Source organism: uncultured Haliea sp., assembly GCF_963973825.1.
Classification (GTDB): Bacteria; Pseudomonadota; Gammaproteobacteria; order Pseudomonadales; family Halieaceae; genus Haliea.
The window spans coordinates 94,517-107,748 of the sequence record NZ_CAXBAE010000001.1; the positions used below are offsets into that span (position 1 = coordinate 94,517).

Annotated in this window: 11 protein-coding genes and 1 pseudogene; 6 read left to right on the forward strand and 6 right to left on the reverse strand. The window is 63.1% G+C overall.

The features are described from left to right. Positions 1-2: 2 nt before the first annotated feature. Together AACZ17_RS00425 and AACZ17_RS00430 are read right to left on the reverse strand one after the other, a co-directional pair. On the reverse strand, positions 3-1,409 hold the full coding sequence (locus AACZ17_RS00425; RefSeq protein WP_290743790.1) for a DUF3482 domain-containing protein: 1,407 nt from the start codon (positions 1,407-1,409) through the stop codon (positions 3-5). Continuing rightward, entirely contained in the window at positions 1,406-2,881 is a 1,476-nt protein-coding gene (locus tag AACZ17_RS00430; RefSeq protein ID WP_290743797.1) for a DUF2868 domain-containing protein, read from the reverse strand. The genes AACZ17_RS00425 and AACZ17_RS00430 overlap by 4 nt, the downstream gene beginning before the upstream one ends. Here AACZ17_RS00430 and AACZ17_RS00435 point away from each other — a divergent pair. Continuing rightward, complete coding sequence (locus AACZ17_RS00435) at positions 2,880-3,758, forward strand: WYL domain-containing protein (RefSeq protein WP_290743811.1); 879 nt, start codon at positions 2,880-2,882, stop codon at positions 3,756-3,758. The two genes, AACZ17_RS00430 and AACZ17_RS00435, sit on opposite strands and share 2 nt — an antisense overlap. Before the next feature lie 13 nt (positions 3,759-3,771). Here the strand turns inward: AACZ17_RS00435 and AACZ17_RS00440 are convergent, their stop codons facing one another. Genes AACZ17_RS00440 through AACZ17_RS00455 form a run of 4 tightly spaced genes read right to left on the reverse strand, consistent with a single transcriptional unit; the run spans position 3,772 to position 7,812 of the window. Further along, on the reverse strand, positions 3,772-4,752 hold the full coding sequence (locus tag AACZ17_RS00440; RefSeq protein WP_290743815.1) for an NAD(P)H-quinone oxidoreductase: 981 nt from the start codon (positions 4,750-4,752) through the stop codon (positions 3,772-3,774). 19 nt (positions 4,753-4,771) lie between these two features. Then, positions 4,772-5,518 (reverse strand): slipin family protein, encoded by a 747-nt coding sequence (locus AACZ17_RS00445; RefSeq protein WP_290743817.1) that lies wholly within the window; start codon positions 5,516-5,518, stop codon positions 4,772-4,774. Continuing rightward, a complete protein-coding gene (locus AACZ17_RS00450) occupies positions 5,518-6,900 on the reverse strand; it encodes a nodulation protein NfeD (RefSeq protein ID WP_290743819.1) in 1,383 nt (460 codons plus the stop codon). Before AACZ17_RS00450 ends, AACZ17_RS00445 begins: the two co-directional genes overlap by 1 nt. Positions 6,901-6,957: 57 nt before the next feature. After that, positions 6,958-7,812 carry a mechanosensitive ion channel domain-containing protein gene (locus tag AACZ17_RS00455; protein ID WP_290743821.1) on the reverse strand — a complete coding sequence of 285 codons (855 nt, stop codon included), beginning with the start codon at positions 7,810-7,812 and terminating at the stop codon, positions 6,958-6,960. Between the two features lie 28 nt (positions 7,813-7,840). On the opposite strand from AACZ17_RS00455, the gene AACZ17_RS00460 reads away from it, so the two are divergent. From AACZ17_RS00460 to msrB, 5 genes and pseudogenes are all read left to right on the forward strand, one after another. After that, positions 7,841-8,809 carry a magnesium transporter CorA family protein gene (locus tag AACZ17_RS00460; RefSeq protein WP_290743823.1) on the forward strand — a complete coding sequence of 323 codons (969 nt, stop codon included), beginning with the start codon at positions 7,841-7,843 and terminating at the stop codon, positions 8,807-8,809. Positions 8,810-8,886: 77 nt separating this feature from the next. Next, positions 8,887-10,503 (forward strand): wax ester/triacylglycerol synthase family O-acyltransferase, encoded by a 1,617-nt coding sequence (locus tag AACZ17_RS00465; protein WP_290743825.1) that lies wholly within the window; start codon positions 8,887-8,889, stop codon positions 10,501-10,503. 10 nt (positions 10,504-10,513) lie between these two features. Further along, the gene (locus tag AACZ17_RS00470) at positions 10,514-11,968 is read left to right on the forward strand and encodes a helicase HerA-like domain-containing protein (RefSeq protein WP_290743829.1); all 1,455 of its coding nucleotides are present in this window, start codon (positions 10,514-10,516) and stop codon (positions 11,966-11,968) included. A 125-nt stretch (positions 11,969-12,093) separates the two neighbouring features. Then, positions 12,094-12,642: pseudogene (gene msrA, locus AACZ17_RS00475) on the forward strand (peptide-methionine (S)-S-oxide reductase MsrA); the annotation flags it as partial. Between the two features lie 147 nt (positions 12,643-12,789). Beyond that, positions 12,790-13,230: a peptide-methionine (R)-S-oxide reductase MsrB gene (gene msrB / locus AACZ17_RS00480; RefSeq protein ID WP_290744832.1), complete on the forward strand. Its 441-nt coding sequence runs from the start codon at positions 12,790-12,792 to the stop codon at positions 13,228-13,230. Positions 13,231-13,232: the final 2 nt, after the last annotated feature.

Here is a 13,232-nt window from a genome sequence, read left to right on the forward strand (position 1 = left end):
GCTCAGGCCTCAGCCTGCGCCGTGCCACTGCGGGCCAGCATCCAGTCGGCCAGCGCCTGGCGCGCGGCGGCTGCTCGGCGCGGCTGGCGCAGGGACGCAAACCAACGCGCCAGCTGGCGGCGTTCGGCGTCGCTGACATCGGCCAGCAGGGCGCTGTCCAGCTGCAGCGCACTGCGGTCGGCGTGTGTACGGCTGCACAGGCGGTGCTGATGCAGCAGCGCCCTACCCAGCAATACGAAGGGAAAATTCGGGTTTCGCGATGGCCCGTAGCTCACCAGTTTGCCGCCACTGGGAATGCCCTTGACCCTCAGCTGAGCAATCTCGTCGGCATAGCGCAGGGCGGCCACGCCGCCGGACGCAGCGCCCAGCGCACCACTGACCAACGTGCCCAGACCGCCCGTGAGCCCCGCTGTGACGCCGTCCAGGGCCATTCCCGTGCCGCCGCCCAGCAACGCGCCTGCCGAGGCCGCCACCAGTGCCAGCGCGCGACGATCCAGCCCCCACAGATACCATTGCTCCACGTTGAACAGCTCTGACGCCTCCAGATCGATATCCAGCTCACTGCGCTGCAGACGATGGTAATGGTAAACCTCCTCCACCTGGCGACGACAGCGCCGCTCACGAGCCTGTAGCTCACGCTGGTAGCGACTGAACAGGAGGTCCTGCACCGGTTGCACTGGCAGCCCCTCGGGTACGCGCTGCGAGACCTGGAACTCCAGAGCTTCGGCAATCCATTCGGCAATCAGTGCCGCAGCCTCACGGTGCTCGCGCTCGCGTTCCCCCCGCAACACCTCGACCGCGCGGTCCAGTGACTGCCGCCACTGCTCATCGAGGTGCCCAAAGAGGACCAGCAGTTCAAGCTGTTTCGCTGCCTCCGCACGCTGCGCGTTGAACAGACGCACCGTCTGAAAGTACTGCCCCAGGCCGGCCTGCCATTCCGCCACGTAGTCTTCATTGTCGATGGGGTTGATCAGCGCGAGGCTGGGGCGGCCGGTCCAGCGCAGAATTTCCATTTCCGCCTCGTAGTCGGCACCGAAAGGCACAGACCCGTCAACCACGTAAATAATGCCGGCCCCGGCGACAACCGGTCGCAACAGTGCGCACTCATCGTGAAAGCGCGGGTCGTCGCGATGCGCGTCGACAAAGTCGCGTACCGCCCGGGGCCTGCTGGCCGCGTCGGCAGCGTGCGCGCGCAGCCATTCCAGAACCGCACGCGCCCGCTGTATGCCGGGCGTATCCACCAGCGTGTACAGGGTCTCGCCATCGACGCGCATCGGAAATTCCCGCGCTTCGCGCGTGGAGCCCGCACGCGCCTCAATCCCCACGGAATCGTCTCGCGCGAGCGTTGCCACGATGCTCGACTTGCCTTTGTTGGGACGCCCCACCACCGCAAAAACCGGCAGGCTCATGAGATCACCACCGGATTCAGCAGCTGCACATCCACCGTCTGAAACGGCATGGCGCGAGCAAACAGACGCCAGTCTTCCACCTTGCGATGCGGCAAGGGACGACCCGGCAGGGGAACCAGGAGAACACTGCACTGCGGAATGCCGAACAGAGGCTCCAGGAGGTCGGCCAGTTCCGCGACGGGTGGCTCCCAGCCCTTGACCGCAAGATAGAGCCGATCGATATCCGCAAGCCGCAGTGCCGCCAGCGTCCGGCGGTCCGTGGCAAGATCGCTACCGGCAATACCGGCGTGCTGCGCAGGTTGCCCATCCGCCAGCTCCTCGTAGCTTGCCGGCGCCTGTTCGCCGAAAGCGCCAGCCACCTCCAACAGCAAGGTACGCGGCCATGCGACCGGCGCGGCATCGACCCCCGGCTCCCCGGCGCGCGTCTTACCCGGCACCGTGACGCCAGCCTCAGGTGCCGCACCGGTTGCGACCAGCGGCGCCTGCATCCGTGCCAGCACGCGCTCGACACCCGGATAGCTGAGCAGGCTGGCCAGTAACTGGCGTCGGTACAGGGCACGCGACAGGAGGTACAACAACACCCGCGGCAACAGGCTGTACACCAGCAGGCACAGCATCAGGAAACCCCACCAGCCGCGCATTCGCTCCAGACGCTCCGCATCAAGCAGCTGCAACGCCGCGTGATAGCGGCTGCTGCTCAGCAACTCGGGCGCGATCGTGGCGCCGGGAAGCAGGCTGTGCCAGGGCCAGGCAAGCGCGTCTACCAGGGCCTGCATGAACGGGTCGCTGAGTGGGTAGGTGGACCCCCACACAAATCCGTAGTTGTCCACTGCTGGCAAGACGAGAAACGCCGCAGCGGCGCCCGCCGCGAACAGTGCCCCCAGCGCCTGGCCGTGACGCAGGAAGAGCAGGCGCAACAGCGGCTGCGCCTCGCGCAACGCGCGGGCATCGGGCCAGCGCCGCTGCAGGACAAAACGTATCGGCTGTACCGGCGATGCCGGGGGCACCCTGCCCCATAGCAGCTGCAGCAGCACCAGCAGCGATCCCGCCATCAGCAGCCCCTGCAGCCCTACAAACAACAGTAGCCAGAACAGCACGTTGACCAGCGCATTCGCGCTACCGAGTAGCAGCCCCGCCATGGCAGCGAAGCCCCCACACAGCGCCAACAGATTGAGCAGCACCGCAGGATTGGCACGGCTGGCCCACTCCGGCCTGCGCTGCGCCTGCGGGTCCACCGAGTGCAACCAGTGCTGTAGCCGCGTCCAGTCATCCGCGGCACCCTCGCAGCTCCGCCCGATTTCCCGGTCGCGCAGCCGTCGTTGCTCCAGCGACAGATCCCGGTCGTGCTCAAGCTGATTGGCTAGGTGATAAAAGTCACTGATGTCGGGAGAAGCGATTGCCGTGTCCTCAGTATTCGCTGGCTGCACTGCAGTGTACGATACAGGCAATTCAATCTGAACAGGAGCAGCCATGCCAGCAACGCCCACCAACCCGTGGCCCATACGCTGGGACCTGCTGGTACGTTATCGCTACATAGAGACCATCGTTCTGTGGGAGGGTAGACTGACCACGCGCCACCTGTGCGAAACCTTCGGCATTGGCCGCCAGCAGGCGAGCAAGGATATCAATCGCTACATCCGTGACATCGGGCCGGGAAATCTTGTTTATGATTCATCGCTGAAGGGTTACATGCCGGCTGCGGGGTTCAGGCCGCGGGTGACAGAGGGCGTGGCCGACGAGTACCTGCACCTGATGGCGCGCAACAACGAACTGTCCAACGTGTTCGAATCGCTGGCGCTTAACGTCGCAAACATCGAGGTGCTGCGGGTACCGGTGCGCGATGTACGCCCCGAGGTGCTGCGACCCATCATGCAGGCCGCACGTCAGCGCAAACGCCTGGAAGTGGATTATGTGTCACTGCACAACCCCAACCGCGAGGGGCGAATCATCGTGCCGCATACTCTGGTATTCACCGGGCTGCGCTGGCACGTACGTGCCTGGTGTGAAAAGAACCAGGAATACCGCGACTTTGTGCTCAGCCGTTTCCGCGATATTCCGGAGATGCTCGACGACTCCACCCAGGGGGTCGAGAACGACCACGACTGGAACACCCACGTGACGCTGCGTATTGTGCCGGATCCAAGGCTGTCGCCTGCACAGCAGCAGGTGGTGGAGACCGATTACGGCATGCTCGAAGGCGCCCTGCACATCACCGTGCGCGGGCGGCTCGTGCCCTACGCCCTGAAGCTGTTGCACATTGACCCCGAGCCGGCCTCACTGGAAGACCCCATGGCACAGCAGATCGTGGTGGAGAACCGGGAGCAACTCCGGCCCTGGCTATTCAGTTGATCAAAGACCGTTTTCAGCGCACCGTGAGTATGATTTTTCCTATATGGGCGCCGCTTTCCATCAGCTCGTGAGCCGCCGCAGCGTCCTGCAGCGGGAAGGTTGCCGCGATCACCGGCTGGATTTCACCCGCATCCAGCAGCGGCCATATGCGCTCACGCAATTGCGCCGCGATCTCTGCCTTCGCCTCAATCGACTGAGGGCGCAGGGTGGACGCGGTCAGGGTCAGACGCTTCAACAACATGGGAACGAAGTTGACCGGCGCCTCGAAACCACCCTGGTAGGCGATGTTCACAATGCGACCGTCGGTCGCCGCCAGGCGCAGGTTGCGGTTGATATACTCACCGCCGACCATGTCGAGTATGACATCCACGCCGCTGCCAGCGGTCAGCTCCCCGAGCACCTGCTCAAAGTCTTCACAGCGGTAGTTGACCGCGTGGGCAGCACCGAGCCGCACACAGGCCGCGCATTTCTCCTCACTGCCCGCCGTTGCGTACACCGTTGCGCCAAGCGCCCGCGCCATCTGGATCGCGCTGGTGCCGATCCCCGAGCTGCCGCCGTGCACCAACAGGCTTTCGCCGGCCTGCAGGCGCCCGCGCATGAACACGTTGGTCCACACGGTAAAGAACGTCTCGGGAAGGCCGGCAGCCGCGACAAAATCCATACCTGCAGGCAGCGGCAGACACTGCCCCGCCGGGGCAACGACCTGCTCCGCATAGCCACCACCGTTGGTGAGGGCGCAGACGTGGTCGCCAACCTGCCAGCCGACAACGCCCGCCCCCACCGCCACCACGCGACCCGCCACTTCCAGGCCGGGAAGGTCTGATGCCCCGGGGGGCGGGGGGTACAGGCCCAGCCGCTGCATCACGTCCGGCCGGTTGACACCCGCGGCGACAACATCAATCAGAAGTTCGCCGGCACCCGCAACCGGGGCTTCACGACGTGCCATTTTCAATACGGCAGGCGCACCGGGTTCAGTGATTTCAATACATTGCATGGGGACGTGATTCCACTGTCTAGGAGGTAAATTTCTTCATGATATCCACCGGCAGCGGGAACACAATCGTCGAACTCTTGTCACCGGCAATCTCCACCAGCGTCTGCAGATACCGAAGCTGGATTGCGGACTCTTCAGTGGCCAGCATCTTGGCGGCTTCAGCCAGTTTCTCGGCAGCCTCGGCCTCACCGATGGCGTGGATCACCTTGGCCCGACGTTCGCGCTCAGCCTCCGCCTGTTTCGCAATCGCCCGCACCATGGACTCGTTGAGATCCACATGCTTGATCTCGACGTTGGCCACCTTCACACCCCAGGCCTCCGTCTGCTTGTCGAGAATGGACTGAATGTCGTCGTTCAAACGATCACGCTCGGCGAGCATGTCATCGAGATCGTGCTGCCCCAGCACCGAGCGCAGCGTCGTCTGGGACAGCTGGCTCGTTGCCTCAAGGTAGTTCTCCACCTGGATGATGGCCCGCTCCGGATCAACCACACGGAAATAGATCACGGCGTTGACCTGTACCGACACGTTGTCGCGGGAAATCACGTCCTGGGTGGGCACATCCATGACCAGGGTACGCAGGTCCACGCGCACCATCTGCTGCAGCACGGGAATGATGATGATCAGCCCGGGGCCTTTCACCTTGTAGAAACGGCCCAGCATGAAAATCACACCCCGCTCATATTCGCGCAGCACGCGAAACATGGACAACAGCAGCACTATCGCGAGCACAACAAAAGCGCCGGTAAACATCTCGATCTCGAACATCAGGCTTGTCCTTTCTCTGGAGATTGTTCGGATTGACGGCGGACGACCGCAGTCAGGCCGTCGATTGCCAGCACAACGACTGGCTCGTCAGGTTGCAGGGGGGCCTCGCTGCGCGCATGCCAGAGTTCCCCATCCAGCCATACCCAGGCCTCGCCATCGTGCAGGCGTGCCACCTGTGTCGTCATGCCCACCAGGCGCTGCACACCACTGACCACCGCGTGCTTGCGCGCGCGCAAAACCATGCCCAGGGCGAACACCAGCAAGCCGACACTGAATACGGTGACTGCGAGGACGATAGGCAGTGCCAGTTGGTAGGCGGGCAGGTTGGTATCCATCAGCATGATCGAACCTGTCACGAAGGCGGCAGCGCCACCCAGCCCCAACACCCCGAAGCTGGGCGCAAAGGCTTCGGCCGCCATCAGGGCGACGCCGAGCAACAGCAGGCCCATACCGGCGTAGCTGACGGGCAGCATCTGCAGGGCATACAGGGCAATCAGCAGGCTCACGGCGCCAACGATACCGGGCAGACCGATACCCGGATTGTAGAACTCAATGACCAGCCCGTAGATACCGACCAGCAGCAGGATATACGCGATGTTCGGGTTGGTGATGACAGCGAGGAACTCACTGCGCCAGTCCGGCGCCTGATCCACGATGGCCGCGCCAGCCGTGTCGAGAACCCGCGAAGCATCCCCCACATCAACCGCTGTCCCGTGCACGCCCTGCAACAGCAGGGGGATCGAGTCCGCCAGTTGATCGATGACCCCGGCGGCCAGTGCGTCCTCTGCCGGCAGGCTGACCCCGTCGCGTACCGCGCGCTCCGCCCAGTCACCATTGCGTCCGCGCAGCTGCGCGAGGCTGCGGATGTAGGCCACCGCATCGTTCACCACCTTGCGCTCCATCGCTGTACTACCGGCGGCGGGCGGCGGCGCTGCGCCCTGTTCCTCCTCACCCGCGCCCGGCAACCCCGGCAGACCGCCACCGCCAAGCTGCACCGGCGTCGCCGACCCCAGGTTGGTCCCGGGCGCCATGGCCGCGATGTGTGTGGCATAGAGCAGGTACGTGCCGGCGCTGGCTGCGCGCGCTCCGCTGGGGCCCACGTACCCCAGCACCGGGACCGGCGCCGCCAGGACCGCCTTGATCATGTCGCGCATGGCGCTGTCCAGGCCGCCCGGTGTGTCGATGCGCAGTACAACCGCCTCGGCGTTCGCAGCGATGGCGCGCTCCAACGAGCGAGTCATGTGGTCCGCGCTTGCCGGCCCGATGGGACCGTCGATATGAATCACCCAGACCTGCGCCGCAGCAGCGGGGGACGCGAGCACCCAGGCCAGCAGCAACAGGCGCAGCTGGGCGAGACAGCGGTGTAAGGGATACCTTTTCATGCCCCCAGTATAGTGCAAGCACGCGGGCGGCGCCGAGACCAAGGCAAGCCCACTGCCTCAGGAGTTCAACAGGCGAAGCTCACCATTCAGGTGCACATCCCGCTGCGGGAAGGCGATAACCAGCCCATGTTCGCGGAACAGCGCATCGATCTGGAAGCGAAGATCGCTGCGAATCATGCGCAAGCCGCGCTCGGCGGTGGAGTGCACCCAGAAATTGAGTTCGAACTCCAGCGAGCTGTCGCCGAAGTTATCGAATATCACCATCGGCTCCGGTGTCTTCAAGACGTTGGGGTGCTTCTCGGCGACGCGGTACATCAATGTCTCGGTAAGCCGTACATCGCTGTCGTAGGCGACACCGACCCGCACCGCGGTACGCACCAGGTCGTCCACCAGCGTCCAGTTGGTCACGGTGTTTTCGAGCAGCTGGCTGTTGGGAATCAACAGGTGTACGCCGTCGACTCGCCGGATACGCGTTGAGCGGGTGTTGATCGACTCCACCGTTCCGCGCACGTCGCCAAGCTCGAGAAAATCACCGATCTTGATGGGCCGTTCCCACATCAGTATCCAGCCACTGATAAAGTTGTTGATGATGTTCTGCGCACCGAAGCCAAACCCGATCGCGACGGCGCCCGAGACAAACGCGAACGCTGCCAGCGGCACACTCAGCAAATCCAGCGTCGACATGCCGACAATGGCCATGCCGAGGATCAGGTAGGCACGGAAGGCCAGCTGCACCACGTTCGGATCGAGGTTGCGCTTGAGCATGCGCGAGCGCAGGAAGCGACCGCTCCAGAGCACGAAAAAGATCCCGCCCACCAGCAGGGCCAGAACGGTCAGCACCTGGGCCAGGGTAATGGCAACGTCGCCAAATACGATTAGAGGCGCATTGAGGATTCGGTTAAGCTGTTCCATGCAGGGTTCCTTGAAGGGTCACGGACACATGATCAGGGCAAAATTACTCTCACCGCAAGGGCAGTACCAGACAGGCGACGAATCGTTGATCGCCGCCTGGCGGGAACAGGAGAGCAGCGTACTCTGGCTGGACATGGAGGGCGAGCTGACCGCAGAGCGGCAGGAGTTGCTCGCTTCACTCAATTGTGACCGGCTCGCTGTCTCTGACTGCGCCCGCACCCGGCATCCGCCCAAGGTGGAAGAGTTCGACCACGACACGTTCATCCTGTTTCGCGGCATGACCAGCCTGGACGACAACCTGGAATTACAGCCGATGCCGGTCGGCATGTGGGTGGGCAAGCGGATTCTCATTACCAGCCATCCTGGCACCGCCGTCAGTGTAAACCACTTCTGGGACAGCGAGGAACAGCAGTCCCTGCTGAAAACGCCCAATGTCCTCGCGCTGCGTATTCTGCACTACGTGGGTGGGCGATACCTGGAAAAGCTCATGGATTTTGAGGACACGCTGGCCGGACTGGAGGACGCCCTGCTGACCGACCAGACCGATACCGTGATGAAAGAACTGGTGATCTACCGCTCGCGATTGCGCAAGCTGCTGCGCATTTTCAACTACCATGAAGCGCTGGCCGAGCACATTCTGCACAGTGGCACTGTTCACCTGGGTGCCGGCAAGGACAAGAGCCACCACGTGCGGCGCGACCTCTTCGACCGTTGCGAACGGCTGCGAACCCTGTGCTCGATGTACTACGAGATCTGCGGCGACCTCGTCGAGAGCCATATATCGATCACCTCCCACCAACTCAACCAAACCATGAAGATCCTCACCATCATCACAGCGATTTTTGTCCCGCTGAGTTTTGTCGCGGGTCTGTATGGCATGAATTTCCAGCACATGCCCGAGCTGCAGTTCCGCTACGGTTACTTTGTGGTTCTGGGGCTGATGGCACTCCTGGCGGTGGGCATGCTGACGCTGTTCCGGAGGGTGCGCTGGCTGTAATCACGAAATCAGGCCTTTGCGGATAGCCGCATTGACGCTATTGTTTGGTCAAACAGAATAACGAAAGGTCATCCCCCATGCGCCCAGTCAACCTCGCCGATGCCGGCTTTCTGCTGATGGAGAAGCGTCAGACCCCCATGCATGTGGGCGGACTGCACCTGTTCAATTACCCGAAGGGCGTAGACCAGCGCGAGTTTCTGCAACAGGTGCTTGCCGCCCTGCGCACCGAAGAGGAGTATCGGCGGCCGTTTGGTGAGTATGTCACCACCGGTCGCGCAGGTCCCCTGCGGCTGTATTGGGAGAAGGATGAGCACTTCGACATTGACTACCACGTGCGCCACTCCGCCCTGCCCCAACCCGGCCGCTATCGTGAGCTGTTCATGCTGGTGTCGAGGCTGCACAGCACGCTGCTTGACCGCACGCGGCCACTCTGGGAACTGCATCTCATCGAAGGCCTGCGCAACAACCAGTTTGCCGTGTACAGCAAATGCCATCACGCGGCGACCGACGGCGCCTCGGCGATGCACATGATGAACGCCATGTACTCCACCAGCCCCCGCAGTCGAGCACGCCACTCCGCAATGTCCTTCGAAGCCTTCGAGCGCTACAAGGCCAGCCGACTGCCACCCCCCGTGGAGCGTGTGGAGCCGCGCGGGCGGGAGCTGAAGACCGTGCTGGAAGCACTGCGCCAGCAGTACGACACCACAACGAACCTGGTCAGCGCCTTTCGCCAGTTTGGCGGCGCGTTCTTTGGCCGCAGTGGTAACCTCGCCGTGCCCTGGCATCAGGTGCCGCGCACCTCAATCAACACCAATGTCAGCGGGTCCAGGCGTTTCGTTGCCCAGTCCTTCGAGTTCGAACGTGTACGCAGCGTTTGCAAGGCGACCAATGCCACCGTCAACGATATCGTGCTGGCGATGTGTGCAGGTGCCCTGCGGCGCCACCTTGCCAACCTGGGCGAAAACCCCGCGCACTCACTGAAGGCGATGGCCCCGGTCTCACTCCGGGAAGAGAGCGATCTGGATTCATCCAATGCCATAGGGTTCATTACCGCCGACCTGGCAACCGACGTCGCCGATCCGGAACAGCGGCTGCGCAAGATCCAGGCCTCAATGGCGGCGGGCAAGGCACTGTTGCGCAGCATGTCGCAACGCGAGGCGACGCTGTTCATGCAGATTACCCAGATACCCGCCCTGCTCACCTCCGTGCTCGGCGTTGCGGCCAACTTTCCCGCCTTCAGCACCGTGATATCCAACGTCCCCGGACCGCGTGAGCAGCTCTACTGGAACGGCGCCAGCCTGGAAGGCGTATACCCGGCATCCATTGTCTTCGATGGTTTCGCCATGAACATCACACTGGTGAGCTATCGCAAGCAGCTGGATTTCGGCATCGTCGCCTGCCGGCGCTCCATGCCCCAGGTGCAGCGCATTATCGACTACCTCGAGGAAGCGCTGACAGAGCTGGAGGAACTGGCGGGGCTGCGCGTGGCCCCCAGACGCCCGGGCCGTAGCAGGGTAAAAGCGGCAGCCGGCAGCGCCGCCAGGGCATCAACGAAGACCGCAACCAAGACCAAGACCGCGGCCAAAACCAAACCGAAATCCCGTCAGGCCGCTGGCAGCAAGGCCGCGCCGCGCGCCAGGCCAAAGCGCACGAGCAAGCCGAAAACGGCGGGTAGCAAAAGCACAAAAGGGTGACACGCCAGTAATGAACGAGCAAATTCTGATTGGCGGCAACGCCGAAGGACAGTGCGGCCTGCTGCCACGCTACGCCAACCGCCACGGCCTGATTGCCGGCGCTACCGGAACCGGGAAAACCGTCACCCTGCAGTGTCTCGCAGAGAGCTTCTCTGACCGCGGTGTGCCCGTGTTCATGGCGGATGTCAAAGGCGATCTCTCCGGTATCAGCCAGGCGGGAACGCCACACCCCAAAGTGGATGAACGGAACCAGTACATCGGGATTACCGGCTACCAGCAGCGCGGCTTTCCCGTCGCTTTCTGGGATGTGTTCGGGGAGGCCGGGACTCCGGTGCGCACCACCGTCACCGAAATGGGCCCCGCGCTGCTTGCCCGCCTGCTGGACCTCAATGACACCCAGGAAGGTGTGATGAACGTGGTCTTCGAGTTCGCCGACAGCGAGGGCCTGCTGCTGGTGGATCTAGCTGACCTGCGCACAACCCTGGAGTATCTCGCAGAGCACGGCTCGGAACTGGGAGCAGGCTTCGGTGTCGCCAAGGCTTCGGTAAACGCCATTCTGCGCCGGTTGCTGGTGCTTGAGCGCGAGGGGGGACGCGCGTTTTTCGGCGAGCCCTCACTGGAACTCAAGGACTTCATGCAAACCACCCGAGACGGCCGCGGGGTGATCAACCTGCTTGCCGCCAACACCCTCATCCAGAGCCCGCGCGTGTACTCCACGTTCCTGCTCTGGTTGCTCTCCGAGTTGTTTGAAACACTGCCCGAACTCGGGGACCCCGAGCAGCCCGTGCTGGTGTTCTTTTTCGATGAAGCGCACCTGCTGTTCCGCGATGTGCCGCGCGCACTGCTGGAAAAGATCGAGCAGGTCGTGCGCCTGATTCGCTCAAAGGGTGTCGGTGTCTACTTCATCAGCCAGAGCCCCAGCGATATACCGGATTCGGTACTGGGTCAGTTGGGGAACCGTATCCAGCACGCGCTGCGGGCCTACACACCCCGTGAACAGAAAGCCGTGCGCGTGGCCGCGCAGTCATTTCGCGAGAACCCGGCACTGGATACGGTCACCGCCATCACCGAACTGGGCGTCGGCGAAGCGCTGGTGTCCCTGCTGCAGGACAAGGGCATTCCGGCGCCCGTGCAGCGCGTGCTGATTCGCCCACCGTGCTCACGCATGGGGCCTGCGAGTCCGCAGGAGCGCGCTGCGGTTCTGGCACACGACCCCAACCAGCGCCGCTATGCCGAGCCGGTTGACCCCCGCTCTGCCCACGAGGTGTTGCGCGAGAGAGTTGAAGCCGCGAGCGCTCAGGACGCGACGCAAAAATCCGCCAAAGCGAAAACCCGCGGCACAGGTGGACGCCAGAGCACCAGCGAGGCGTTTATCAAGAGTATGGCCCGCAGCCTCGGCTCTGCCGCCGGCAGCAGTCTGGGCCGCAAGCTGTTTCGCGGGCTGCTGGGCTCCCTGCTCAAATAAATCACTGCCACCACCCGATGGAACTCCGCGACCGGTAACGGGGTCTACTGCTGACCGCCGCCGTGTTGTCATCGCCTGAGCGTTGCAGCGCGTAGCAAGCGCGACCTCTCTCAAAGGAGCACACCATGCGTTATACCCTCAGACTGGCGGCCCTGCTGCTGGCCGCCTTTGTCGCAGCCTCACCCGGCCACACCCGATCCGCCTATGCGCCCGCCGATACGGGCCTCGCCGTGGCAACCTTTGCCGGCGGTTGCTTCTGGTGCGTGGAAGAGGGCTTTGAGAAGATACCCGGCGTTGTGGAGGCAGTTTCCGGCTACAGCGGCGGCACCGAAAAGAACCCGGACTACAAGCAGGTCTCCGCTGGCAAAACCGGCCATACCGAAGCGGTGCAGGTGTACTATGACCCCACCGTGATCACCTACGAGGGTTTGGTGGAGGGCTTCTGGCGCTTTATGGACCCCACCGACGCGGACGGGCAATTCGTTGATCGAGGCCGCCAGTACCGCCCGGCCATTTTCTATCACTCCGAGGAGCAGCAGCGCGTCGCGCAGGCGTCACGGGATGCGCTGGAGGCTTCTGGCCGCTACGACACACCTGTGGTCATCGACATTACGCCGTTCACGGCATTCTACGATGCTGAAGACTACCACCAGGATTACGCCAGCAAGAATCCACTGCGCTACCAGTTCTACACCTTCAATTCGGGGCGCTATCAGTTCATAGACCGGGTCTGGGGGGAGGAGCAGACGCTTGATTTCTCCCGTTTTCGTCCTGCGCCTACAGCAGGGGGCAAGCAAACGGCCTTCGATCCTGAACGTTTCGTGCGCCCCTCTGACGAAGTCCTGCGCCAGCGCCTCACCCCCGAACAGTTCCGGGTGGCGCGCCAGGATGGCACCGAGCGGGCCTTCAACAACGCCTACTGGGACGAAAAGCGGGCAGGCATCTACGTGGACATCGTATCCGGAGAGCCTTTGTTTTCCTCGCGCGACAAATACACATCAGGCACCGGGTGGCCCAGTTTCACGCAACCGATCAGCCAAGACAGTGTTGTGGAACGGGACGACAGCAGCTTTTTCATGGCGCGCACAGAAATTCGCAGCCGCTACGCGGACTCCCATCTCGGTCATGTATTTGATGACGGCCCCGCACCCACAGGACTGCGCTACTGCATGAACTCGGCGGCGATGCGCTTCATCCCGCTTGAGGAGATGGCGGCCGCCGGTTACGGCGACTACATTCCCTTTGTGACCGGCGAGGACTGAGG